Below are 20,914 nucleotides of genomic sequence, written 5' to 3'. Positions count from 1 at the left end.
AAAATGTAGGGGTTTCGTGCCCCATAGTGTCAATTCGCCCAGAACTGAATACGATGGGATCAGGAACAGAGGTTAATTGAGGAGGCGCAGCAACGTGGAAAAAATGGAAGCAAAGAAATTATGCATGGATCATTTGCATCGGTATGTATGCATCCAGATGGAGGACGGGAATCTTTTTGATGGGATCGTGGAACACGTGGATGACGACATGGTTTATCTGGCAGTCCCCGTTGGTCCTGAGGCTGCTGTACCTTATGCGAATCAGGCACCAAGCGTGATGCCTTCATCCAACATGCCGATCACGCCAATGCGTGGATTTTATCCGGGATATGGATACCCGCAGCCATATCCATATCCATATCCTTATCCTTATCCTTATTATGGTTATGGACGCAGACGTTTCAACAGACTTGTGCTGCCGTTGTTCGGGCTCGTGGCCTTGTCGCTGCTGCCTTATTATTGAGGCGATGAACAGCCTCCCAACTCCCTTGAGTTCAAGATCCTGGGAGATGGGAGGCTTGTTTTTTTTCAAATTGGACGTGAGATTTCAGTTCCGGTATGATAAAGAAGGATATACATAACATATCAATTAAAGGAGGGTATCCACTATGGATTGCTTGTTTTGCAAAATCGTCGAGGGCAGCATTCCCTCCAACAAAGTATTGGAGAATGAACACGTGATCGTATTTCATGATATCCAGCCTGCGGCGCCTACCCATGTGTTGATCATTCCCAAGAAGCATATTGCTTCCATGAACGAGGTAACGCCGGAGGATCTGCCGTTGATCGGAGAGATGCACCTGGCGGTGCAGGAGGCTGCCGAGCGTTTGGGCGTCAAAGATTCCGGATATCGTTTGATCAACAACTGCGGCAAGGATGGGGAACAGTCAGTGAACCATTTGCACTATCACCTGCTTGGAGGGACCCGCATCGGCGCCCTGACAAGTCTATCCGATTCACACAAATAATCGACAATTCCTTTAAGGTTGACACCTTGATTGTCTTTCGCCTATAATGAAAGGTGATGAACCGTGTTGTTGCTCTTGGACGGTCTGGTCGGAGGGAGGGAAAACTGGTGTCTGAAACTAAAGTTCGCAAAAACGAGACTATTGATGCTGCACTTCGTCGCTTTAAACGTTCCATCGCAAAAGATGGCGTCCTGGCCGAGGTGAAGAAGCGTAAACATTATGAGAAGCCAAGCGTGAAGCGCAAGAAAAAGTCCGAGGCTGCTCGTAAGAGAAAGTTTTAGGAGGATTTGAACTACCATGAATCTTAGCGAACGATTGAACGAAGATATGAAGCAAGCGATGAAGAGTAAGGATAAATTCAGACTCTCCACCATTCGGTTGATTCGTTCGACGATCAAGAATCTTGAAATAGATTTGAAAAGAACTTTGGATGACAACGAAGTGCTTGATATCCTGAGTCGTGAAATCAAACAGCGCAAAGATGCCCTCCAAGAATTTGACAAAGCCGGTCGCGATGAACTCGCGGCTAATGCAAAAGCGGAAATTGATGTAATTAGTCAGTACCTTCCTGCACAGCTTACCGAAGAAGAAATTAAAGTTATTGTACAGCAGACCATCCAGGAAACCGGTGCTTCTTCGAAAGCCGAGATGGGGAAAGTCATGGCCGCCCTGATGCCGAAAGTCAAAGGCAAAGCGGATGGCAAACTGGTTAATCAAGCAGTCCAACAATTTCTGCAATAAAGCAAAAACGGTAAACACCTCCTGAATGCTCAGGAGGTGTTTTTTCTTTCTCTGGACTCGGTTATCATTTTTGATATTCCTTTCAGTGTGAATAATGAATGACCATACTTAAACGAGTCGTTGCATATCCGGCATGCTGGTAGACATGTGGTTTGTCTGCCTTGAGCCGGATAGCCGCGCCTGCGGGGACGGCATACTCCTGATCATGCACCTGAACGATAAGCTCTCCTTCAAAAGCCCAAATGAACTCCTCCGTACCTTTATTATGGGGGGCCGCCCGAAGCACTCCGTATTGATCCATTTCCATCATGTATGTCTCAAACGGTCTTCCATCCTCAATGGAGAAGTGGGGATATATCCGAATCCGCCCCTCATCTTTCGTCCACATGCGAACCCGATCCAACGGAATGACCGATGCATCTTGTACGGGCTCGCTGATCAAGGCCGTGATGGACAGCTTTAAGCCGTTGGCGATTTTCCACACCGTTGCAATGGAGAGGTGGGATTCGCAACGTTCGATCTGACCCAGCATCGTTATGCTAATGCCCGTCACTTCGGCGAAGCTCATGATCGTTCCTTTCGGTGGGGGACGGCCCTGGTTCTCATAAATTGCGGAATTTCCATGTGGTGAGCTGCTTTGTTTGGAAATACATCTTTAATGGCATAAATTAATTTTGTCTTTTATGAAACGCAATGTTGCATTCTACGTAATAAATACCATAAGCTGGACTGTATAACGATATTGGAAAAGGGGGGATTATTTGTGAAAGGAATGCGTCGAATGTGGCTTGCGGTGCCACTGATGCTTATCATGCTATTAACGCTGACGCTTCCTGTCTTCATGGGCGGGTCTTCTGTTTATGCGGCTGAAAACAAGACCGGGTCGGTGTACATCATTCCGGTTGACAAACCGATTGAGCAGGGGCTTGGCAAATTCATGGAGCGTGGTTTCAAGGAAGCGGAGGCCATGGGGGCCGGGTTGATTGTACTTGATATCAATACGCCCGGCGGGCGAGTGGATACTGCGGAAGCGCTGGGAACGCTCATCAAGGAAAGCCCTGTGCAGACCGTGGCTTTTGTGCGTGGGGACGCAGCTTCTGCGGGAAGTTTTCTGGCGTTGAATGCAGATAAGATCGTGATGTCGCCAGGAAGCATGATTGGTGCGGCGGCGATGGTGGACAGCTCCGGTAAACATGTGGACGATCCTAAGCTGGTTGCTTTCTGGAAAAGCAAAATGCAAGGGGCCGCCGAAAAAAGCGGCCGCAACCCGGACATCGCTGCCGGCATGGCTGACGTAAACGTCGTTGTGGAAATGCCGGAAATCAACAAAACGAAGCAAAAAGGGGAAATCATTGCTTTGTCTGCCGAGGAAGCGCTGAAGGTGGGTTATGCCGACCATATCAGCAGTACTCCTGAGGAAGCTGCAGCATGGCTCGGTTACGGGAACAATGACGTGTTTACGATGGAGCGGACAACCGCGGAGAACATTTCTACGTTTCTGACGAATCCGGTCGTCATGACCGTGCTTTTGTTCCTGGGTATTGCAGGCGTGGTCATTGAGATGATTGTACCTGGATTCGGCGTGCCTGGCATTGTGGGCATCGTCAGCTTTGTCCTCTATTTTTCCGGCAATTACATTGCCGGGTTTGCCGGAGCGGAGACATGGATTCTGTTTACCGTAGGGCTGATTATGATGATTCTGGAAATGTTTATTCCGAGCTTTGGCATACTGGGTATTCTCGGCTCGATTGCGTTGGTTGCAGGCGTTGTACGGGCTGCATATGACACCAGCGACGCCTTTGTATCGCTCGGCATTGCTTTTGCGGCAGCGCTCGTGGTGATTGCCATCGTGGTTATTGTGTTCAAGGACAGAGGTGTCTGGAAACGATTTATTCTGAGTGACAGAATGACTGCAGACAAAGGCTATTCTTCTGCAACGGAGCGCAAGGAATTGCTTGGCATGCAAGGAATCAGCCTGACTCCGCTTCGGCCGGCCGGAACGGCGCTCTTTAACGGTGAACGTGTGGATGTGGTGACCGACGGAGGCTTCATCCCTGTGGATACACCGATCATTGTGGTTAAGGCCGAAGGAACGCGAATTGTTGTACAACAAGCTCTTCCCGTTTAATTCAAAATGCGTGCCAAAGTCATGAGCTTTGGCACGGTACATAGCCGTATGGCTAACGAATGCACCATTTTAAGGGTGTTTTTCGGTAAAACGCAGCATAGATTCACAAGGTGTGTTATGATTTTTGTTCATAAAACTAAGAAAAAATGGAGGAACTAACATTATGGAACCTGGTTTGATCTCTGTGTTGTTCATTGCGGTAATAGCCATTATCGTGTTGAGCGTGTTCTTCAGCTTCTTCCCGGTCATGCTCTGGATCTCGGCACTCGCGTCCGGCGTACGGATCGGCATTATTACTCTGGTGGCAATGAGACTGAGACGCGTTACGCCTAGTCGAATCGTGAACCCGTTGATCAAAGCAACGAAAGCGGGTCTTGGACTGACGATTAACCAACTGGAAAGCCACTTCCTGGCAGGCGGTAACGTAGACCGCGTTGTCAACGCCCTGATTGCTGCACAACGTGCGAACATCCCGCTGGAATTTGAACGGGCTGCAGCGATCGACCTGGCTGGACGCGACGTGCTGCAAGCCGTACAGATGAGTGTTAACCCGCGCGTCATCGAAACACCAATCGTTTCTGCGGTTGCCAAAGACGGTATCGAAGTTAAAGTTAGAGCTCGTGTAACTGTACGTGCCAACATTGACCGTTTGGTCGGTGGTGCCGGTGAAGAAACCATTATTGCCCGTGTCGGCGAGGGGATCGTCAGTACGAACGGTTCTTCCAATTCCCACAAAGACGTCTTGGAGAATCCGGATCTGATCTCCCGTACAGTCCTGGCTAAAGGGCTCGATGCAGGAACAGCCTTCGAAATTCTGTCCATCGATATCGCTGACGTGGATGTAGGTAAAAACATCGGTGCATTCCTGCAAACCGAGCAAGCCGAGGCGGATAAACGCATCGCACAGGCTAAAGCGGAAGAACGCCGCGCCATGGCGGTTGCCCAAGAACAAGAGATGAAGGCCCGCGTCGTGGAAATGAGAGCGCGAGTGGTGGAATCCGAGTCCCAAGTTCCACTGGCGATGTCCGAAGCGCTCCGCAGCGGCAAAATCGGCGTGATGGATTACATGAACCTGAAAAACATCGAGGCAGATACCCAAATGAGAACCAGTTTGGGCAAACCTGGCGACAATTCCGGCTCCGGCAATCAGGATGGCTCGAAAAACTGAGGATAGGCGGTGAGTGCATGTGAGCCTATTGGATTGGGTATTCGATAATTTGTACATTGTAGCAGTCATTGGCTTTGCATTGTTTTCCTTCATCGGAAAAGCAGCCAAGGCTGGCGACCCCAAAAAGAAAGGTACCCATACCGGGATGCCCACCTTTGGAGGTGGGGGAGAACCGGATTGGAATCGGCAGAATTCTCCTCAGCAGGCTGCAGGACCTCATTCATCGAGAGGCGCGAATGATGAGGACGAACGCGATGAAGATGAGCGATATGAGGATGAGTGGTACGATGACCACCGTGGAGAGCAGCACGATCAGCCTGCTGCCACCAATAACCGTGCCGATGATTTTGGAGGCCATCTTTCGGAGGGTAAGGGAGCGTCACTGCAGGAGCAGATGCTGGAAGTAGAACGTCAGCAGCGTCTTATTCAAGAGCGGATGGATCGGATTTCCTCCGCGAATACAGCTGCCGCTAGCCCGCTTCCGGATGAGCAAGGCTCCGACGCCGAAGCAGGGCGGTCCGTGCTGCGCCGGGAGGATATTCGCAGTGGCGTATTGTGGGCGGAAGTATTGGGTCCGCCGCGCTCTAAGCAACCCTTCGGGACCCGCGGAAAGCTTTAGTTTTTAAGTAGGCTATCTTATGACGAAATAATACAAATGAAGAACCGTTTTTTGGCGATTGTTCGCCGGAAAACGGTTCTTTTTGTTTTGCTCGGCCCTCCTTGCGCATAGTTCTCATATTTGTTTCCCTCATCGCATAAGTTGAAATGTATAGGAAGGGGGCAGACCTTCGAATGACCCGGATCAGCCGCAAGCTGCGGAGATGGACCAGCGAAGTGCTGGATCTGCCGCAGGATGTGCTTTATGATATGCCACGGTTAACCCTGATCGGCAGCAAGCAATTGTATATTGAAAATCATCGTGGAGTCATCCAGTTTACCCCTGAGCGAATCGTGCTTGCCTTGTCGCAAGGTCAACTGGAAATCAAGGGGACAGATCTGATGATTCGCAATATTATGCCTGATGAAGTGGCGGTAGAAGGCATCATTTTGGATATTCACATGAATGGAGTGGAGGGAAAAGGATGAAGCAGCCCAGTCTGTACAAACTGCGCGGAAACGTCCGCATTACGGTTACTGGGGAGAAGATCGAAGCGTTGATCAACCTGTTGACGGAGCAAGGGATGGAGATTTGGGACTTGCGCGCCCGGGACGCACACACGGCAGAAATGAACGTGTTGCTGCCGCATTTTTTCAGGTTGCGTCCCTTGCTTAAACGGACAGGCTGTCGTATGCGGGTAACGAAGCGCAACGGTTTTCCCTTTTTTTTGGATAGACTGTGGAAGAGAAAGTTTTTTCTCGGCGGAATGTTGTTTTTCATCGTGGCACTGTTTGCGTTGTCTTCCATGGTCTGGAGCGTGGAAGTAAAGGGAAATGTCAAAATACCTTCCGACGTTGTGCTTGCTGCAGCCAAAAAAGAAGGGCTGTATCCTTTTCAATGGGGGTTCCGGTTACAGAGCCAGGACAAGCTCTCCAAACAGCTGGCGCTTGCATTGCCTGACGTGACTTGGGTTGGTGTCAGCAAGGAAGGAACGACCGTTACGATCCAGATCGTGGAATCCGCTCAGCCTAAGCCGGAACCTTTGTTGAATCCTCGGCATCTGGTCAGCAAAACGGACGCCGTAATTACGAACATATACGCTGAACAAGGGCGACCCGTCGTTCAGAAAGACATGCGCGTAAAAAAGGGACAGGTTCTGATTTCGGGCATATTGGGCGATGAAGAAAATACACGGACTGTTGTCGCAAAAGGAGAGGTCAAGGGCCTTGTATGGCGCGAGTACGAAATCGAGGTGCCTCTTGTGCAAAAGCATCACACGATGACCGGGGAGAGCAAGGAACGTTTTTACGTCGTGCTGGGCAATTGGGCCGTGCAGCTGTGGGGGTATGGGGACACCCCGTTTCGTTCGTATGACACAAAGAGCGACCATAAACCGCTCACCTGGCGTTCTCTGACCCTTCCGTTCGGGTGGTTGACCGAAACCGACTTGGAGACGCAGGATCGACAGGAGCAGCATACGGAAGAATGGGCCAGGGCCAAAGGACTGGAAGGGGCCAGAAACGACATTATCGCGAAAAATGGCAAAGGCACGAAAATTTTGAGTGAAAAAATTTTGCATGAGCGTGAAGAGAATGGTAAAGTTTATATGAAAGTACTATTTGAAGTGGAAGAAAGCATTGCGGAAGAACTTCCGTTAGTCCCTAGTCAAGGAGAATGAGGCTATTTGTCAGAGCAAACACGCAGCATACGAATCTCCCTGCAGAGCGCGGGAGAGGGCCAGGCTCTTTTTGGCCCCCAGGATATTTTTCTGAAACTGATTGAGAATGAAATTCCGGCCCAGATTGCATCCCGCGAAGCGGAAATCGTGATTCATGGCGGTATCCGGAACGTGGAATCACTAGAACAATTATTTGACGTGCTGTTGCAATTGGTCCGCAACGGATATGCGTTGACCGAAAGGGATGTCCTGTATGCCATCGAGCTGGCGAAAGATTTGCGCGCCGACCAGCTTCTGGATCTGTTTAAAGGCGAGATTACAACGACATACCGCGGAAAGCCGATCCGAGTCAAAACCATCGGGCAAAAGCACTATGTAACCACAATCAAGAAACGCGATGTCGTATTCGGCATCGGGCCTGCTGGAACGGGCAAGACGTATTTGGCCGTCGTGTTGGCGGTTGCGGCTCTCAAGGAAGGCAGCGTCAAACGAATCGTGCTTACGCGTCCTGCGGTTGAAGCGGGCGAAAGTCTCGGCTTCCTGCCAGGCGATCTTCAGGAAAAGGTCGATCCGTACTTGCGTCCTCTCTATGATGCGCTGTATGACGTGATGGGTCAGGAACAGGTTGCCAAAGCGCTGGAACGCGGGCTGATCGAAATCGCCCCGCTCGCCTACATGCGCGGCCGGACGCTGGACGATTCATTTATCATTTTGGATGAAGCGCAGAACACCACGCCCGAGCAGATGAAAATGTTTTTGACGCGTCTCGGTTTTGGTTCAAAAATGGTCATTACCGGGGATGTTACGCAAATTGATCTGCCGCGGGGCAAAAAATCCGGGCTCGTGGATGCCAAAACGATCCTCGGCGATGTAGAGGAGATCGGGTTCGTTTATTTTGCCGAACAGGATGTCGTACGTCACTCCCTTGTGCAGAAAATCATCGTCGCATACAACGAAGCCGCGGAAAATCAAGTGTAGAAAGGGATTGTCTATCGTGACTTCGAAGGAAACGTCAAAAGGCAAATCTTTTCAAAAGAATAGAACAACAGGATGGAAGTATAGCGTGTGGGCACGCTATCTTCTGTTTTTGTTTCTGGTGCTGGTCTTTTATGTCAGTCTTGCGTCGCGGGTGCTTCCCGAGCGTTATGATATTCAGGAAGGCACGCGGAGCGAGGTGAATATCGCTGCTCCGATGCAAATTCCGAATAACAAGGCTACGCTGAAAGCCCAGGAAGAAGCGGCTGAGCGGGTTCAACCGATATATCAGATTGTGCAAATGCGTAATGAAAATTTGATGACAACGCTGCTTGACCGGATTGACCGTTTGAACCAGGATGATCAGATTTCCAGCCAGGACAAAATCGATATTTATCGGGACGAAATTCCGCAGCGGCAAAAAGATTTTGTTTCCAATTTCATCAACAACAACCGAAAAGCGGGTACATACTCGGAAACACTGCTTGAGGAAGTGCGAAATGTGGTGCAGGAGCAAAGTTACCGTATTCCGGAGGAAACCTACATCAAGATTTCCCGCCTGACCTCGGATGACATTCAGGAGATGAAGCCGGTTGCCCGGGATATCGTTTCCAGGCTGATGACGGACCAGATCAGCGATGCGACCATTGCTCGTGCAAAGGTGGCTGAAATGGTCAGCGTCAGTTCGCTTGGCAAACGCACGCAACGCGAAGTGGTTCAGGAGCTTGCCCGGCTTGTATTAACGGCCAACCGTTTCTATGACGAGGAAGGAACCAAGGAAGCCAAAGTGCAGGCACGTGAAAATACGCCAACGGTGTTCATCAAGCAAGGGGAAACGCTTGTTTCCAAAGGCGAGATGATTACGCCGGAGCTGTACTCGCTGCTGGACGAAAACGACCTGTTGAAGAACGAAGTGAACTACTGGCCGCAGCTGGGGCTGTTCATGTTGTCCTGCCTGTTATCGGCAGCGGTGCTGATGTACATTCAGCAGTGCAGCGGAACACATTTCAAGTACAATAATGCCCAATTGTTGATGCTTGTTTTAATATTCATTATTACGATCGTGGTTATGCATGTGACAGCGATCATTCAGACCAATGAGCAATCCTACGTCGGATATTTGGCACCAGTGGCGATCGGCGCGATGATGATTGCGCTTTTGCTGGATACGTCGCTTGCATTTGTTTGTTCGATCATTATCGGCATTTTGTCCAGCATCATCCTGAATACGCATCAGGGTCAGCTGTTCGATTTCGAATTCGGATTTTTTGCCGTACTGGTATCCTTTGTGGCCATTTTTGCCACGCACCGCGCCAGCCAGCGCTCCACGATCATCAAAGGGGCGATCATGGTCTGCCTGTTCGGTTCGCTTGCGGTCTTTACCGTGGCTTTGATGGATTCGGGAGAATGGAGCCGGACGACAACGTTATACGGCATCGGGTTTGCGTTTGCCGGCGGTGTGCTGACTGCGATTCTAGTCATGGGGCTAATGCCGTTTTTCGAAACCTCTTTTGGCATTTTGTCCGCGCTGAAACTGGTGGAACTGTCCAATCCGAATCATCCGCTGCTGCGCAAGCTGCTGACCGAAACGCCCGGAACATACCATCACAGCGTCATGGTCGGGAATCTTTCGGAGGCTGCGGCTGAAGCCATCGGCGCCAATGGATTGCTATGTCGCGTCGGTTCGTATTATCATGACATAGGCAAAACGAAGCGTCCGATTTATTTTATCGAAAACCAGAACAATATGGAAAACCCCCATGATTCCATCGATCCGAAGCTGAGCAAGTCGATCATCGTCGCACATGCCAGGGATGGGGTGGAGATGCAGAAGGACTATAAGCTGCCGAAGCCGATCCGGGATATCGCGGAACAGCATCACGGGACGACATTCCTTCACTTTTTCTACCACAAGGCCTTGCGCCAGGCAGAGGAAGCCGGCGTGGAACCGGACTTTACGGAGGAGGATTTCCGTTACCCGGGACCGAAGGCGCAATCGAAGGAATCCGCGATTGTCGGCATTGCCGACAGTGTGGAGGCCGCAGTTCGCTCCCTGCGTAAACCGACGGTCGAACAGGTGGAGTCCATGATCGGAAAAATCATCAAGGGACGGCTTGACGATCATCAGTTCAACGAATGTGACTTGACGATGCGCGAGCTGGACATCATAGCCAAAACGCTGCAGGAAACGGTGATGGGCATTTTCCATTCCCGGATCGAATATCCGGAGGAAATCAAAAAATCGAAGCCGGTTTCACCGGAAGCAGGTTGAACCGATTTTATTATGAGCAGACAGGAGCTAGAAAGAATGACCCTTAATCTGGCATGGAATAATGAACAAGAGGATGAAGAAATTTCGGAATCCATGATTGCAATGCTCGAGCGATTGCTCGTGCTTGCCGGAGAAGCCGAAGGCATCGAGGAGGGCGAGGTAGCCCTGACTTTTGTTGACGATGCGCAAATTCATGAATTGAATCGCGACTATCGCGGCATTGACCGTCCGACGGACGTATTGTCCTTTGCGATGAATGAATCCGTTGACGAAGAGCTCGATATCATCTATGAGCTGGATGAGGATGAAGAGCTGGAGGAAATGCCCGAGGTGCTCGGCGATATCATTATTTCCGTTCCGCGCACGATTGCGCAAAGCGAAGAATATGGACACTCGTTTGAGCGTGAGCTGGGCTTTTTGTTTGTGCACGGTTTCCTGCATCTTCTGGGGTATGACCATCAGGATGAAGCAAGCGAAGCCGAAATGATGGGCAAACAGGAAGCGGTTCTGGCACGTGCCGGGCTGACACGATAATGAAAAGGCGCTCCTGGGGGTTGGTATTCCGCAATGCGGCGGAGGGAATCGTATACGGGCTGCGGACCCAACGCAATGTTCAGGTACATACAGGAGCAGCCTTCCTTATGTGTGCAGCCGGAGTTTTTTTCGGCATTTCCAAAATGGAATGGCTGTTTGTGCTTACCGCCATTTTTCTGGTGCTGGTCACCGAGTTGATGAACACGGCCGTGGAGGCTGCGGTGGATCTGGCTGAGCCTAATATTCATCCGCTGGCCAAAGCGGCAAAAGACACCGCGGCCGGTGCGGTTTTGCTGGCTGCGGTGTTCGCCGTCATCGTGGGATGCATCGTTTTTGCGAAGCCGGTCCTGCGATGGCTGGGGTTGTCATGAGGAATAAAGGGAGTGATTAGAGATGGATAAACAGGGATTGATGCAGCAAGCGATCAAGGCACGTACGAAAGCGTACACTCCTTATTCCCATTTCGGGGTTGGTGCGGCATTGTTGGACCATGAGGGCAACGTTCATCATGGGTGCAATATCGAGAATGCGGCTTATACGCCGAGCAACTGCGCTGAACGTACCGCGTTGTTCAGCGCCATTGCGGGCGGGCAGAAGCCGCGCAGCTTCAAAGCGATTGCGGTTGTGGGCGATACGGAAGGTCCCATCGCGCCTTGCGGGGTATGCCGTCAGGTATTGTTCGAGCTTTGCGAGCCGGACATGCCCGTTTTTTTGGGCAATCTGAAAGGAGATCTTCAGGAAACAACCGTGGCCGAATTGCTGCCATGGGCGTTTGGACCGGCTGATCTCGAAAAATCGACCAAACAGTAAGCAAAAATACACATTCCAGGCCTAGGCGCCTGAGGAGGAACATATGAAAAAACAAGCATTCAAATCGGGTTTTGTTGCCATCGTCGGCCGTCCGAACGTGGGCAAATCCACGCTGATGAACAAAATTATCGGGCAAAAAATCGCGATTATGTCGGATAAGCCGCAGACGACGCGCAACAAGATTCATGGCGTATACACCTCTGCCGAACAGCAAATCGTTTTTTTGGATACCCCGGGAATCCATAAACGCCAATCCAAATTGGGCGATTTCATGAACCAAACGGCCCTGAACACGCTTGGCGAAGTCGAGGCGGCGCTGTTCCTGATCGATGCTTCGGAAGGTATGGGCGGCGGAGACCGTTACATTGCCGAGCAGCTCAAAAACGTGCGGACTCCGGTGATTTTGGTCATGAACAAAATCGACAAAGTAGAGCCGGAAGCCTTGCTTCCGCTGATTGAGGAATATCGCAAACTGCATGATTTTGCGGAGATCGTTCCCGTATCGGCGATGCATGGCAACAATGTTTCGACTTTGCTCGAGCAGATCGGCAAATACCTGCCGGAAGGCCCGCAGTATTATCCCGAAGACCAGGTCACGGACCACCCCGAGCAATTTGTGTGCGCTGAGCTGATCCGGGAGAAAATTTTGCAAATGACGCGTGAAGAGGTACCGCATTCCATCGCTGTAACCATCGAGGATATGAAGGTGCAGGATAACGGCGTGGTGTATATTTCGGCGGTTATTTTTGTGGAGCGGGATTCCCAGAAGGGCATCATCATCGGCAAACAGGGCGCCATGCTTAAAGAAGTAGGCAAGCGCGCCCGAACGGATATACAGAATTTGCTTGGCTCAAGAATTTATATGGATCTGTGGGTTAAAGTCAAGAAAGACTGGAGAAATCAGGAACGTGTGTTGCGCGACTTGGGCTTCCATCGTGATGCCTGACCCGGCGAGTATCCATTAATTGCAACACATAGTTTCCCTTGGAAAACTCCATCCTATCGGGTAGAAGCAGACGTCATTTCCGAAGAGAGGATGAATTCCGAGTGCGAGATTTTTCGTGGAAGGTGTTTACGATGACGGGGGATGTAGAATCTTATTTGCTATATACCGAGGCGTGTAATGCATTGGAACCGGAGTCGGAAGCTTCAGGGGAAGGAATCGAAGATGAAGAAGCCGAGAGTTGATTGGCATCTTCGGGAATGGTTAGGTGACGAGGCATGCTATACAGGGTGGAAGGGATTGTCATCCGCAGCATGGATTACGGCGAGGGAAATAAAATTGTTACGCTTTGCACCGAAAGCGGAACAAAAGTAGGGGTGCTTGTCAAGGGCGCCAAAAAGCCCAAGAGTAGACATGCTGCGCTGGTACAGCCTTTTACGTACGGCCAATATGTATACTTCCGCAACAAAGGTCTGGGAACGCTGAACGCAGGCGAGATCATTGAATCCAACCATGAGCTGAGGGAAGACCTGGTCAAGGCTGCTTATGCTGCCTATGCTTGCGAGCTTTTGGACCGGGTGCTGCAGGAAGAGGAAACAGGTGCATTTTGGTTCAAACAACTAAAGGCGTGCCTTCAGGCATTGAAGGAAGACAAAGACCCGGTGGTCATCACCGGTCTGTATGAGATGAAAATATTGCAGGCCGCAGGATACGGCCCGGCTCTGGACGAATGCATTTCCTGCGGACGCGAGCGTCCGGAGGAGCAGCTGTTCGTCAGTCCAAGACTGGGCGGAGTGCTTTGCAGGGCCTGCAAGCATTTTGATCCGCCGGCGATGAGTGTGGGCCCGAGGGCGCTTAAGCTGCTTCGTTTGTTTGCTCAGCTGGATCTGCAACGATTGGGCAGCATATCGGTCAGCGAAGACACCCGGGCCGAACTTAAACGAATCATGCGAGCCTTCATGGATCACCAGTTAGGGCTTCATTTAAAATCCCGTTCTTTCCTGGACCAGATGGAAAAGTACGGGATTTGAACTGCTCGTTTTTGAAAAAAATATGTTCTTGACTTTTTAATAGGAATTATATATTATCAATGTAATTTCTCTTTTTTAGAGTCATGCGTTGAACGAGAGAGTAGCATTCAGGACGAATCATTGAGCGAGCCGGGGATGGTGAGAGCCTGGCTGAGTCGGTTTGCGAAACGGCACTCGGGAGCATGAATGGACACGGAAAAAGTGGGCTTTGCTTAACCTTCGTTACGCAGGCCAAGTAGGGTGGAACCGCGGGAATAACTCTCGTCCCTACGTCTGTACATCAGGCGTAGGGCGGGAGTTTTTTTGGCTGCCGTTCTGGGCTTGTAATCAAACCATCGAAAAGGAGCATGATCATGAATTTTCAGCAGATGATTCTAACGCTGCAACAATTCTGGGCCGAGCACAACTGCATTATTGTGCAGCCATACGACACGGAAAAAGGCGCAGGTACGATGAACCCGATGACCTTTTTGCGTTCTCTTGGGCCTGAGCCGTGGAAAGTAGCCTATGTGGAGCCCTCCCGCCGGCCTTCGGACGGTCGTTACGGCGATAATCCCAACCGCTTGTATCAGCATCATCAGTTCCAGGTCATTATCAAGCCTTCGCCGGATAATATACAGGAAATTTACCTCGAAAGCCTGGCGCGTTTGGGCATCGATCCGCTGAAGCATGACATTCGTTTTGTGGAAGACAACTGGGAGAACCCGTCTCTTGGTTGTGCGGGTTTGGGATGGGAAGTATGGCTGGACGGCATGGAAATTACCCAGTTCACCTACTTCCAGCAAGTCGGCGGCATCGAGACCAATCCGGTCGCGGTAGAAATTACGTACGGCATGGAACGTCTGGCTTCCTATATTCAGGAAAAAGAAAATGTATTTGAACTGGAATGGGTCGAAGGCATTTCGTATGGCGATGTTTTCAAGCAACCCGAGTTCGAGCATTCCAAATATACGTTTGAGGTATCTGACGTCAAGATGCTGTTCACCCTTTTCAACATGTACGAGGAAGAGGCAAACAAAGCAATGGCTCAACATTTGGTATTCCCTGCATACGATTACGTGCTGAAATGTTCGCACACCTTTAACTTGCTGGATGCACGCGGCGCAATCAGCGTAACCGAGCGTACCGGATACATTACCCGCGTTCGGAATCTGGCTCGCCAAGTAGCCGCAACATACGTGGAAGAGCGCGAGAAGCTGGGCTTCCCGCTGATCAAGAAAGGGGGAGCCGAGCATGTCTAAGGATTTACTGTTCGAAATCGGGTTGGAAGAGGTACCTGCGCGTTTTTTGCGTGGAGCCATTGAACAGCTTCAGGAACGTGTTGTCAAGTTTTTGGATGCATCCCGCATTGCGTTTGGCCAAGTAGAGGCTTATGCGACTCCGCGCAGACTTGCCGTGCTTATTCGTGACGTTGCCGAAAAACAAGAGGACGTCGAGGAAGAAGTAAAGGGGCCTTCCCGCAAAATTGCGCTGGACGAAAACGGAAACTGGAGCAAGGCCGCGCTCGGGTTTGCACGCAGTCAAGGCGTCGATCCTGAACAGTTTACGTTCAAAGAGCTTGCGGGCGTGGAATACATCTACGCAACGAAAAGCAGCAAAGGGGTTGAAACCGCCTCGGTTATCGGCGAAGGACTGCTGTCCGTGCTGCATGCGATGACTTTCCCGAAATTCATGCGTTGGGCTTCGTACGATTTCAAATTCGTTCGCCCGATCCGCTGGATTGTTGCTTTGCTGGGCAACGAGATTATCGAATTGGAAGTTGCTGGCGTCAAGTCCGGCAATGTTACCCGCGGACATCGTTTTCTGGGGCAGGAAGCGGTTGTCACCGATCCGGGCTCTTACGTGGAACTTCTTCGTTCCGAACATGTAGTTGCGGATATTAAGGAACGCGAGCAAATGATCGTTTCCCAGATTCAGGCGCTTGCCGCCGAAAAAGGCTGGAACGTGCCGATCAAAGAGGATTTGCTTGAAGAAGTATTGTTCCTGGTGGAGACGCCGACCGTGCTGTTCGGTACGTTCGACGAATCGTTCTTGAACATCCCGCAGGACGTGCTGATTACGTCGATGCGCGAACATCAGCGTTATTTCCCTGTACTGGACGAGAACGGGCAGCTGCTGCCTTACTTCGTGACGGTGCGCAACGGAGGAAGCGATTCGCTAGACGTCATCGCAAAGGGGAACGAGAAAGTATTGCGCGCACGCCTGTCCGACGCAAAATTCTTCTATGAGGAAGATCAGAAATTGCAGATCAAGGATGCATTGTCCAAACTTGAGAGCATCGTCTTCCAAGAAGAGCTTGGAACGGTTGGAGACAAGGTACGCCGCATTCGTAAAATTGCCGACAGCCTGGCGTCGAAACTGGACGTGCCTGCAGACGATGCCGAGTCCGTAAGCCGCGCAGCCGACATTTGCAAATTCGACCTGGTCACGCTCATGGTTGGCGAATTCCCTGAATTGCAAGGCGTGATGGGTGAGGATTATGCCCGCAAGGCTGGAGAAAAAGAAGCAGCTGCCAAAGCGGTATTCGAACATTACCAGCCGCGCTTTGCAGGAGATCAATCCCCTGCCTCGCTTGTCGGTGCAATCGTGAGCATTGCAGACAAAATCGATACCATCGTGGGATGTTTCTCGATCAACATCATTCCAACAGGTTCGCAGGACCCTTATGCACTGCGTCGTCAAGCAGCCGGCATCGTGCAAATCCTGCTCGATCACAATCTGCCTTTGACGCTGTCCGAAGTTTTCGGCATTGCGCTGGACGTTCATGCACAGATGAATCTTTTGAAACGCACCGAGGACGAAGTTCGTAAGGATTTACAAGACTTTTTCAGCTTGCGCGTGAAAAAGCTTCTGTCCGACACCGTGCGTTATGACGTCGTCGATGCGGTCATTGCCGCCGGTTTTGACGATATCGGCGCCATCGTTCCGAAAGGTGAAGCATTGATGGCCGCGGTTCAAACCGGGGATGCTTTCAAAACGACGGTGGAATCCTTTAACCGCGTAGGCAATCTGGCTGCGAAAGCTTCTGCCGTTGCCGTTCATCCCGAACTGTTTACGGAAGACGGGGAGCGTCAGCTGCACGAGGTCTGGAACAGAACCGCCGACGAGTACCGTCAAGTTCTGTCCCGTCATGAAGCTGCCGAGGCGCTGGCCATTGCGTCGGGCTGGAAAGAAGCCATTACGGCATTTTTCGATTCCGTCATGGTTATGGCGGAAGACGAAGCGGTTCGGGCGAATCGTCTTGCGCTGCTCGCGGCCATTGATCGCGACCTGAAAGGATTTGCCGATTTCTCCAAGCTGGTATGGTAATTCGAGTATTAAAGCAGGATAGATGAGGGTATAAATATACGGAACGCGTTGTCGAATCATTTGAACAACCGTTCCGTATTTTGTCCTTGCATTTCCATGATCTTGCCAGAAGGATTTTTCCTGGCTCGGGTCGTATATTACATTATGCAGTTATTTTATGAAGTCGGGTGGTCTGATTTGAGTGAGTTGAATGTGCGCCACATCGTTGTGGACGGTGATGCTTGCCCGGTCAAGGCCGAGATTGCCGATACGGCACGGCGTTTCAATATTCCAGTCCTGTTGGTCTCTTCATTCGATCATCAGCTGCAGGGTGGAGACGGCGTGCGCATCGTACAGGTAGATCGAAGCAGCCAGAGTGCGGATCTGTACATTGCCAATCATGTTAAGGCATATGATGTGGTTATTACGCAGGACTACGGATTGGCTGCACTCGCGCTAGGCAAACGTTGTTACGTTTTATCTTTTCGCGGCCGTAACTTCACGGATCGTGACATCGACTTTATGCTGGATTCGCGTCATACCGCTGCGAAGGAACGCAGGAAAGGCCGCTATGGCAAAGGGCCGAAGCCTTTCACAGCGGAGGATCGTGAAATTTTTCAACATAAACTGACAAAACTTTTAAAAGATTTGCAGGAGAACGTACAAATTTAGCGAATTATATCTACGTGTTAAAGAGATGAAGGTGGTTGAGATGAGTACCGGACAAGGCGGTATACCCGAAAGCATCATTGAATCGGTGTTACAGCAGCACGACATCGTTGACACGGTTAGCCGATTTGTGCATCTGACCAAGCAGGGGAAATACATGAAAGGCCTCTGCCCTTTTCATTCCGAGAAGACGCCTTCGTTTACAGTCACTCCCGAGAAACAGATTTTCTATTGCTACGGCTGCGGCAAGGGCGGAAATGCCATCAAATTCAGGATGGAAATCGAAGGATTATCTTTTCCCGAGGCCGTCAAGTCGATGGCGGAAGAAAGTCATATTTCGCTGGGAGATTGGCAGGGGCGCGAATCTGCTCATTACAATCCGGAAACGGCACGTTTGCTGGAAGCATATGAGCTTACTGCGAAGCTGTATCATTTCTTACTGAAAAATACCGAGCACGGCAAGGCGGCTATGGAGTATTTGCGTTCGCGTGGTTTTAACGACAAGTTGATCGACCAGTTCCAGATTGGTTATGCACCGAATCGTTGGGATACGCTGGTGCAGTTTCTGGAGAAACGCGAGTTTTCCCTGAAGGAGATGGAACGCGGCGGGCTTCTGTCCGAGCGCAATGAGGGCGAAGGATACGTCGATCGCTTCCGCGATAGAGTCATGTTTCCGATTCATGGGAGAAACGGGAAGCCCATTGCTTTTGCAGGCCGCATTTTGGGAGAGGGACAGCCGAAATATTTGAATTCGCCGGAAACCCGGCTTTTTCACAAGGGTCGTGTCCTCTATAATCTGCATCAAGCCAAAAACGGGATTCGCAAACAAAGACAGGCCATCTTGTTCGAGGGATACGGTGACGTGATCTCTGCTTGGGATCAAGACATACAGAACGGCGTAGCCGCAATGGGAACGGCACTGACGGAAAATCAGGCCTTAATGCTTAAAGGCATGTGCGATGAAGTCATCCTCTGTTATGACGGCGACCGGGCTGGACAGGCTGCAGCAATGAAAAACTTTCCGATCCTGGAAGAAGCCGGACTGAGAGTGAAGGTCGCGCTAATTCCGGAAGGATTGGATCCGGACGAGTTCATTCGCAAGCATGGCGGCGAACGGTTCCGGAACCAGATTGTTGAAGGTGCTGTAACAACCACAAAATTTAAGCTTATAAACCTGAAAAAAAACCATATACTGCTAGAAGGCGGCGGGCAGATTGCCTATACGAAGGAAGCGGTGAAGCTCATTGCCCCACTGCCTTCGCCGACAGAGCGCGAGGTATATCTTCGTGAGCTGGCTGCCGAGGTCGACGTTTCATTCGAAACGCTCAAGCAGGAATGCAACGAACAGCGCGAAGCCATGAAAAATAACCCGGAGTTCGGGGATAATAACCCGAAAAGGTGGAATAATGGTAGGCAACAAAATAGGCATGTGCCAACACCTAACCTGTTGCCCGCTTATCATGTGGCTGAGCGGAAATTGCTTGCTTGGATGCTTTTGGATGAAGAAGCGGCCCAGTACGTGAATGAGCATCTTGGTGAAGCTTTTAATTTGGAGGATCATGCAGCGATCGCTGCTTATCTATACGCCTATTATGCACAAGGAAAACCGCCGGATACAAGCCGTTTCATGTCATCGTTGCATGATGACCGCCTGGAGAAAACGGTAAGCTCCATCTCCATGATGGAGGGACCGGGCGAATGGAGCATTCAGGTGCTGGACGATTGCATCAGGGAAATATTGAAATATCCTCGGATGAAGCAGTATGACCTGAAGAAGGAAGAAATGATTGCTGCAGAGCGGGCGGGTGATTCTGTACGCGCGGCACAAATCGCAATTGAAATGATTGCCCTAGAGAGACAGTGAACGTCTGCAGGTTGGATGTTTCTAGGGAGGAGGGAGTCGAAGTTATGGCGAATGATCAGCATACTGAACTAGAAACAGAAATGACGCTGGATCAGGTTAAGGATCAATTGATTGAACAAGGCAAGAAAAGATCGTCATTGAACTACAAAGAAATTATCGAGAAGCTCTCCCCATTTGATCAGGATCCGGAACAAATGGATGAGTTTTACGAACAACTGAGCGATCTTGGCATTGATGTGGTGAATGAAAATAATGAAGAGGTTCGGCCCGGGGAAGAGGGAGAAGGGCGGGATTCGGACGACGAATTCCACTTTGATGATGACCTGAGCTTGCCTCCAGGGATCAAAATCAACGACCCGGTCCGGATGTATCTCAAAGAAATCGGTCGTGTACCTTTGTTGTCTGCGGACGATGAGATTGAACTTGCGAATCGGATCGAGCAAGGGGACGAGGAAGCCAAACGGCGTTTGGCGGAAGCGAATCTCAGACTCGTTGTCAGCATCGCGAAGCGGTATGTAGGACGTGGAATGCTGTTCCTTGATTTGATCCAGGAAGGAAACATGGGGCTGATCAAAGCCGTAGAGAAATTCGACTACAAAAAAGGCTTCAAGTTCAGTACGTATGCGACATGGTGGATTCGCCAGGCCATTACGCGTGCCATTGCCGACCAGGCGAGAACGATTCGTATCCCGGTGCATATGGTTGAAACCATTAATAAGCTGATTCGGGTATCCCGTCAGCTGTTGCAGGAATTGGGCCGCGAACCGACGCCCGAAGAGATTGCAGCCGAGATGGATCTGAGCGTGGAAAAAGTACGCGAAATTACGAAAATTGCTCAGGAACCCGTTTCCCTTGAGACACCGATTGGTGAAGAGGACGATTCTCATCTGGGTGACTTCATCGAGGATCAAGAAGCGCTTGCACCAGCGGATGCGGCCGCTTACGAACTGCTGAAGGAGCAGCTTGAAGACGTTCTGGATACGTTGACCGAGCGTGAAGAGAACGTACTGCGTTTGCGTTTCGGACTTGATGATGGACGGACCAGAACATTGGAAGAAGTGGGCAAAGTATTTGGCGTGACGCGTGAGCGTATTCGTCAGATTGAAGCCAAAGCTCTTCGCAAGCTGCGTCATCCAAGCCGCAGTAAACGTCTTAAAGATTTCCTCGAATAACATGATCATGGGAGACTTTCCGCAAAAGCTGAGGCGAAGGCGGGGTCTCCTTTGTTTTTAATTTTAAAGTCTTCA

Annotated in this window: 23 protein-coding genes; 22 read left to right on the top strand and 1 reads right to left on the bottom strand. The window is 50.6% G+C overall.

Annotated features, from left to right (window positions below; genetic code table 11):
* The first annotated feature begins 103 nt into the window (after positions 1-103).
* The 4 genes from RSX24_RS21475 (at position 104) to RSX24_RS21460 (ending at position 1,709) form a co-directional block, all read left to right on the top strand.
* On the top strand, positions 104-463 hold the full coding sequence (locus tag RSX24_RS21475; protein WP_343261789.1) for a hypothetical protein: 360 nt from the start codon (positions 104-106) through the stop codon (positions 461-463).
* 145 nt (positions 464-608) lie between these two features.
* Positions 609-968: a histidine triad nucleotide-binding protein gene (locus RSX24_RS21470; protein WP_236416695.1), complete on the top strand. Its 360-nt coding sequence runs from the start codon at positions 609-611 to the stop codon at positions 966-968.
* A 107-nt stretch (positions 969-1,075) separates the two neighbouring features.
* Positions 1,076-1,249 (top strand): 30S ribosomal protein S21, encoded by a 174-nt coding sequence (gene rpsU, locus RSX24_RS21465; protein ID WP_005547957.1) that lies wholly within the window; start codon positions 1,076-1,078, stop codon positions 1,247-1,249.
* 16 nt (positions 1,250-1,265) lie between these two features.
* Positions 1,266-1,709 carry a GatB/YqeY domain-containing protein gene (locus tag RSX24_RS21460; protein ID WP_236416694.1) on the top strand — a complete coding sequence of 148 codons (444 nt, stop codon included), beginning with the start codon at positions 1,266-1,268 and terminating at the stop codon, positions 1,707-1,709.
* A gap of 82 nt (positions 1,710-1,791) precedes the next feature.
* Here the strand turns inward: RSX24_RS21460 and RSX24_RS21455 are convergent, their stop codons facing one another.
* Positions 1,792-2,277, bottom strand: a complete 486-nt coding sequence (locus RSX24_RS21455) for a helix-turn-helix domain-containing protein (RefSeq protein ID WP_343261731.1) — start codon at positions 2,275-2,277, stop codon at positions 1,792-1,794.
* A gap of 204 nt (positions 2,278-2,481) precedes the next feature.
* On the opposite strand from RSX24_RS21455, the gene RSX24_RS21450 reads away from it, so the two are divergent.
* The 18 genes from RSX24_RS21450 to rpoD all read left to right on the top strand — a co-directional run bounded on the left by RSX24_RS21450 (position 2,482) and on the right by rpoD (position 20,839).
* Positions 2,482-3,837 carry an NfeD family protein gene (locus RSX24_RS21450; RefSeq protein WP_343261788.1) on the top strand — a complete coding sequence of 452 codons (1,356 nt, stop codon included), beginning with the start codon at positions 2,482-2,484 and terminating at the stop codon, positions 3,835-3,837.
* 163 nt (positions 3,838-4,000) lie between these two features.
* Positions 4,001-5,005 carry a flotillin-like protein FloA gene (gene floA / locus RSX24_RS21445; RefSeq protein WP_236416692.1) on the top strand — a complete coding sequence of 335 codons (1,005 nt, stop codon included), beginning with the start codon at positions 4,001-4,003 and terminating at the stop codon, positions 5,003-5,005.
* A gap of 19 nt (positions 5,006-5,024) precedes the next feature.
* A complete protein-coding gene (locus RSX24_RS21440) occupies positions 5,025-5,624 on the top strand; it encodes a YqfB family membrane protein (RefSeq protein WP_236416691.1) in 600 nt (199 codons plus the stop codon).
* A 173-nt stretch (positions 5,625-5,797) separates the two neighbouring features.
* Entirely contained in the window at positions 5,798-6,091 is a 294-nt protein-coding gene (yqfC, locus tag RSX24_RS21435; RefSeq protein ID WP_236416690.1) for a sporulation protein YqfC, read from the top strand.
* Positions 6,088-7,281, top strand: coding sequence for a sporulation protein YqfD (gene yqfD, locus RSX24_RS21430; protein WP_343261730.1), 1,194 nt, complete (start codon positions 6,088-6,090; stop codon positions 7,279-7,281). The genes yqfC and yqfD overlap by 4 nt, the downstream gene beginning before the upstream one ends.
* A 6-nt stretch (positions 7,282-7,287) precedes the next feature.
* The gene (locus tag RSX24_RS21425; RefSeq protein WP_236416688.1) at positions 7,288-8,259 is read left to right on the top strand and encodes a PhoH family protein; all 972 of its coding nucleotides are present in this window, start codon (positions 7,288-7,290) and stop codon (positions 8,257-8,259) included.
* A 16-nt stretch (positions 8,260-8,275) separates the two neighbouring features.
* Entirely contained in the window at positions 8,276-10,528 is a 2,253-nt protein-coding gene (locus tag RSX24_RS21420; protein ID WP_339273865.1) for an HD family phosphohydrolase, read from the top strand.
* A gap of 36 nt (positions 10,529-10,564) precedes the next feature.
* On the top strand, positions 10,565-11,062 hold the full coding sequence (gene ybeY / locus RSX24_RS21415; protein ID WP_343261729.1) for an rRNA maturation RNase YbeY: 498 nt from the start codon (positions 10,565-10,567) through the stop codon (positions 11,060-11,062).
* Positions 11,062-11,433, top strand: coding sequence for a diacylglycerol kinase family protein (locus RSX24_RS21410; RefSeq protein ID WP_343261728.1), 372 nt, complete (start codon positions 11,062-11,064; stop codon positions 11,431-11,433). The genes ybeY and RSX24_RS21410 overlap by 1 nt, the downstream gene beginning before the upstream one ends.
* Before the next feature lie 22 nt (positions 11,434-11,455).
* The gene (locus RSX24_RS21405) at positions 11,456-11,872 is read left to right on the top strand and encodes a cytidine deaminase (RefSeq protein ID WP_343261727.1); all 417 of its coding nucleotides are present in this window, start codon (positions 11,456-11,458) and stop codon (positions 11,870-11,872) included.
* A gap of 43 nt (positions 11,873-11,915) precedes the next feature.
* A complete protein-coding gene (gene era / locus RSX24_RS21400) occupies positions 11,916-12,818 on the top strand; it encodes a GTPase Era (RefSeq protein WP_236416683.1) in 903 nt (300 codons plus the stop codon).
* 101 nt (positions 12,819-12,919) lie between these two features.
* Entirely contained in the window at positions 12,920-13,060 is a 141-nt protein-coding gene (locus RSX24_RS21395; protein WP_236416682.1) for a YqzL family protein, read from the top strand.
* 33 nt (positions 13,061-13,093) lie between these two features.
* Positions 13,094-13,846 carry a DNA repair protein RecO gene (gene recO / locus RSX24_RS21390; protein WP_236416681.1) on the top strand — a complete coding sequence of 251 codons (753 nt, stop codon included), beginning with the start codon at positions 13,094-13,096 and terminating at the stop codon, positions 13,844-13,846.
* 353 nt (positions 13,847-14,199) lie between these two features.
* Entirely contained in the window at positions 14,200-15,087 is an 888-nt protein-coding gene (gene glyQ / locus RSX24_RS21385) for a glycine--tRNA ligase subunit alpha (RefSeq protein WP_236416680.1), read from the top strand.
* Complete coding sequence (gene glyS / locus RSX24_RS21380) at positions 15,080-17,155, top strand: glycine--tRNA ligase subunit beta (RefSeq protein ID WP_236416678.1); 2,076 nt, start codon at positions 15,080-15,082, stop codon at positions 17,153-17,155. Before glyQ ends, glyS begins: the two co-directional genes overlap by 8 nt.
* Before the next feature lie 177 nt (positions 17,156-17,332).
* Positions 17,333-17,806, top strand: coding sequence for a YaiI/YqxD family protein (locus tag RSX24_RS21375; protein WP_236416676.1), 474 nt, complete (start codon positions 17,333-17,335; stop codon positions 17,804-17,806).
* Between the two features lie 40 nt (positions 17,807-17,846).
* The gene (gene dnaG, locus RSX24_RS21370) at positions 17,847-19,667 is read left to right on the top strand and encodes a DNA primase (protein WP_236416674.1); all 1,821 of its coding nucleotides are present in this window, start codon (positions 17,847-17,849) and stop codon (positions 19,665-19,667) included.
* Positions 19,668-19,711: 44 nt separating this feature from the next.
* Positions 19,712-20,839: an RNA polymerase sigma factor RpoD gene (gene rpoD, locus RSX24_RS21365; protein WP_236416673.1), complete on the top strand. Its 1,128-nt coding sequence runs from the start codon at positions 19,712-19,714 to the stop codon at positions 20,837-20,839.
* Positions 20,840-20,914: the final 75 nt, after the last annotated feature.

It is taken from the genome of Paenibacillus hubeiensis, assembly GCF_032334105.1.
Lineage (GTDB): Bacteria > Bacillota > Bacilli > Paenibacillales > Paenibacillaceae > Paenibacillus > Paenibacillus hubeiensis.
This window is presented reverse-complemented; position numbering and strand designations above follow the sequence as displayed.